This window comes from Diaphorobacter sp. (assembly GCF_050251835.1).
Lineage (GTDB): Bacteria > Pseudomonadota > Gammaproteobacteria > Burkholderiales > Burkholderiaceae_C > JBFXIE01.
Window position 1 is genome coordinate 47,823 of sequence record NZ_JBFWLZ010000019.1, and the last position, 3,751, is coordinate 51,573.

Here is a 3,751-nt window from a genome sequence, read left to right on the forward strand (position 1 = left end):
GCAGCCGTGTCGCCGCGGGCCGGGCGCGGCAGCTCGTCAGGGCCCGTCGCGCCGCACCAGCGCCACGCCGCGCTCTTCGCGCAGTACGGTCACGGGCGGCTGGGCTCTCAGCCGGTCGGTGCGCGTGAAGGCCAGGCCGCCCACCGGCGGCTCGCCCTGCGGTACCGGCTGACGCATGTACACGCCCACGCTGGGCCAGTGCGCGTTCCATTGCGTGATGGGGGGCTGGACGGTCTGCGGTGCGCCCAGGCTGCGCGCAAATTCGGCGGTGCGCTTGATGGGACCCTGCAACGCCTCGCCCAGCCAGGGCGCGGCAAACAGGCCGTGTGCCACGGCCGCCAGCCAGACGGCGGCGGCAAAACGCGGCACAAAGCCCTGGTTGCCTGCAAAACCGGGCAGTTTGAATGCCCCCGGCGCCGCGGCCAGCAGGCCGGTCAGTACCGTCAGCACGCCGCCCGCCCACAGCAATGCCGTGGGGGCCGGCGCGCCGTGCAGCAGCGCGGCATACAAGGGGTTGCGGATAGCCACCGCGCCGGATTGCAGCAGCCACGGCACCACAGCCAGGCCGCCCACCAGCACCATCAGCGCGGCCCACAGGGCAATGCGCAGGGCGCGGCGTGGTTCCTGACCCGTGGGCAGCGCCAGGGCCGTCAGCATCAGGATGCCGGGGCCGGCATACAGGCTGTAGTGGGGCAGCTTGGTGCCCGACAGGCTGAAGAACACGATCACGAAACCCGCCCAGCACAGCCAAAAGCGCGCCTCGGCATCGGCCCACAAGGCCCGCACGCGCCGCGCCAGGCCCAGCCACAGGGGCGTCCAGGGCAGCCAGACCAGCGGTACCACCAGCAGGTAGTACAGCAGGCTGCCGCCGTGCCCCTCCATCGGGCCGGAAAAGCGGTTGACGTTGTGCTTGAGGATGAAGCCTTCGACAAACGCCATGCCGTGGCGCTGTAGCGCGTACACGTACCACGGCGCCGCCACGGCGATCAGCAGCAGCCAGGCGGTCCCGTCGGACAGCGCGCGGCGCAGGGCGGCAAAGTCGCGCCGCGACAGCGCCCACAGGCCCAGCGCGGCGGCGGGCACCAGCAGGGCAATCGGCCCCTTGGTCAGCAGGCCCAGCGCCACCCACAGGGCGGCGCGGCGCAGGGGCGCGTGCTGGCCGCTCTCCAGGTGCCGCCACAGGTCCAGCGCGGTGAGCAGCAGGCACAGATTGAGCAGCGCGTCGGCGGTGGCCGCGCGCGCCATGGCCCAGGGGCCAAATGCCGTGACCAGCATCAGCCCCGTCAGCGCGCCCGCCGCGGTGCCGCGCCGCGCGGCGACGAACCCCGCCGCCGCCAGCGCCGCAAGCCAGGTGCACAGCGCCGATGGCAGGCGCAGCGCCCACTCGTTCAGCCCCAGCAGGGCCACGCTGGCCGCTTGCAGCCAATACACGGCAATGGGTTTGTCAAAGCGCGGCGCGCCGTTCATGGTGGTGTGACCAAAGTCGCCGCTGGCCAGCATCTCGCGCGTGGCGGACGAGAAAGCGCCTTCGTCCACGTCGTACAGCGGGCCGTTGCCCAGGCCGATCAGCAGGGGCGCTGCAAGCAGCAGCGTATACAGCAGCAAAAGTACGGGCCGGGGTGCGGCCGGCGCTGGGGCGGCGCCAGTCAAATGGGGCATTTTGTGGAGGTATTTAGGCAGTGGTGGGCGGCTGATGCTCGGTCTCAGGAGCATGGTCACCCCTGGCCGTGCCGGCGGTGGCCTGGTCGTTGCCACGGTTATTGCGCGTGCTGGCGCGCCAGCGGCGCAGAGCGCTGGCCAGGCCGATCAGCCCGATGGCGATGCGCAGGGGCCACCAGGCATCACCCTCCAGATAGGACAGCACCCAGAAGACGGCAACCAGCGCTGCTTCGGCCGCGGCCACCAAGCGCTGCGCCCGCGGCCCGGCCAGCCTGGGCGCCCAGCGGCCGTGGTGCTCCCACCAGCACGCCAGACAGGCCGCCAGCATGCCAAAGCCCGCTCCGGCGATCACGTCGGCCGGCCAGTGCGCGCCGATGGCGATGCGCGACCAGGCCACTCCCATCGCAGCCACCAGCAACCCCAGCAGGCTCCAGGCGGCGGTGCGCGGGTTTTGCAGGCTGGTGCGCGTGCCGCGCCAAATCCACCACAGGGCCAGCGCGCCAGCAAACGCCGTCAGCGTGTGGCCCGAAGGCAGGGCGTTGCTGGCCGCCACAGGCGAGCCAGCCACATGCACCAGATGCGGGTCCAGCACGCCCAGCGGGCGGGGGTAGGCCAGCAGCGGTTTGAGCGCGCGCGTCAGCAGCGCGGCCACGATCAGCGTGCGCAGCGCAAGCGCCGGGCCCAGGCCGCCGCGCGGGTCAGCGGCCAGCAGCAGGATCATCACGGGATAGCCCACGCCAAGCAGAGTGAGCTGTATGGCCAGCCGGTCTTGCCATGGGCCTGCGGCGCCGTTGATTCCGGCAAAGAGGGCCATGTTGACGCTGCCGCCCGAGAGCCAAAACCCAGCGCAGATGAGGAGGGCCGCCGCCGCCGCCAGGGCACGCCAGTGCCGGTCAGCGGGCCAGGGCAGTGGGGCAGCAAGAGAGTGAGGGTGCATCACATAGCCCGCCGCCAAACCATAAACAGGCAGGCAGGCCAGCCTATTCTAGAGAGCCTTGCGTGTTGTTTTTGTGAAATCCGCGCAACCGCACGCTTGCCGCATAGCGCCTGTGCCGGCGAAGCAAAGTGGGCGAAATGGGAACACGAGAGGGGGGAGGAAGTGAAAGGTGACGAGCCTGACCCCGGCACTGGCTACACAGTTAGGGCTGCTTGGTTCCCCACCTGACCCGGTTGGCCGCTTCACCATGCGGGAAGGCCCGTCGGCTGCGATTGTACGACGAAGCCGGTGGCGCCTGCGGCAGCGTCAGAACTTGGCCCTGTAGTACAGCATGGGGCCGCCACGCCTGACCCGCAGCAGCAGGCGCGAGTCGCCCTGCAACTGCACGCCGATGGCGCCGAACTCGGGTACCAGGCTGCCTGCGCGTCTGGAAGTCCACTGCACCTCCAGGCGCGTGCCGAAGGTGCTGTTTTGATGCTGGTTCCAAATCATTCCCAGGGTGTCTTGCGTGCCGGTGTAGGGGTGGGTGCGAGCCCAGGCCTGCAAGTCCAGCTGCAGATGCGGCCGCAGCTCGGACTGCCAGCGCACGCCCAGGTCGTAGGCCAGAGGCGTGCCCGGCGCATAAGCGCTGTCGAACACGGCGCGCTGCGCGGCTCCCGGCGTCTGCGACACCACGCCCAGCGTGAGCCCCAGGCGCCTGGACTGGCGCGGGGTGAACCACCCCGTCAGATCCAGGTACTGCATGCTTGCGCCCGACGGCGCGGTGGGCAGCGAGTAGCCGCCGGGCTCGGGATAGTCGCGTGCGCGCAGGTCCAGTGCCTCGGGCAGCGGCGGCTGCGGCGGCTGCTGGGCTACAGGCAGTTCGGCGGCTGGACTGACGTTGTCACTCATGGGGGCAGAAGCGCCGGGGACGGCATCGCCTTCCTGGCGGTTTTGCGCCAGGATCGGCGCTGCGGGGGGCAGGCACAGTAGGCTTGAGACCATCCACAGCACGACCGTCCGGGGCAAATGCAGGCACCGGTGTTGCGCAATGGGCTTCGTCAGGGCGTGCAACATGGCGGCAGGGCTCGGCAGGCAAGTTTGGCGTTGCGATCCTGTAAGCAGCAGTATGAATCAATCGCGCCGGGGTACAAGTCGATCCCGCCGTGGCGTTAA

3 protein-coding genes and 1 other RNA gene are annotated in these 3,751 nt (G+C 70.3%); all 4 read right to left on the minus strand.

Annotation, left to right across the window (positions count from 1 at the left end; all coding sequences use genetic code 11):
• Positions 1–36: 36 nt before the first annotated feature.
• A complete protein-coding gene (locus AB7E35_RS08610; protein WP_428167414.1) occupies positions 37–1,659 on the minus strand; it encodes an ArnT family glycosyltransferase in 1,623 nt (540 codons plus the stop codon).
• Between the two features lie 13 nt (positions 1,660–1,672).
• Positions 1,673–2,473: a phosphatase PAP2 family protein gene (locus AB7E35_RS08615; protein ID WP_428163401.1), complete on the minus strand. Its 801-nt coding sequence runs from the start codon at positions 2,471–2,473 to the stop codon at positions 1,673–1,675.
• Positions 2,474–2,764: 291 nt separating this feature from the next.
• Positions 2,765–2,860, minus strand: an RNA gene (gene ffs / locus AB7E35_RS08620) — signal recognition particle sRNA small type.
• Positions 2,861–2,902: 42 nt separating this feature from the next.
• Positions 2,903–3,487 (minus strand): hypothetical protein, encoded by a 585-nt coding sequence (locus tag AB7E35_RS08625; protein ID WP_428163400.1) that lies wholly within the window; start codon positions 3,485–3,487, stop codon positions 2,903–2,905.
• Positions 3,488–3,751 lie beyond the last annotated feature (264 nt).

What these genes read in the sequence shown, in the direction of transcription:
- AB7E35_RS08625 (WP_428163400.1), bottom strand. Translation starts at nt 3,487, where the DNA reads ATGAGTGACAACGTCAGTCCAGCCGCCGAACTGCCTGTAGCCCAGCAG.
- AB7E35_RS08615 (WP_428163401.1), bottom strand. Translation starts at nt 2,473, where the DNA reads ATGGCCCTCTTTGCCGGAATCAACGGCGCCGCAGGCCCATGGCAAGAC.
- AB7E35_RS08610 (WP_428167414.1), bottom strand. Translation starts at nt 1,659, where the DNA reads ATGCCCCATTTGACTGGCGCCGCCCCAGCGCCGGCCGCACCCCGGCCC.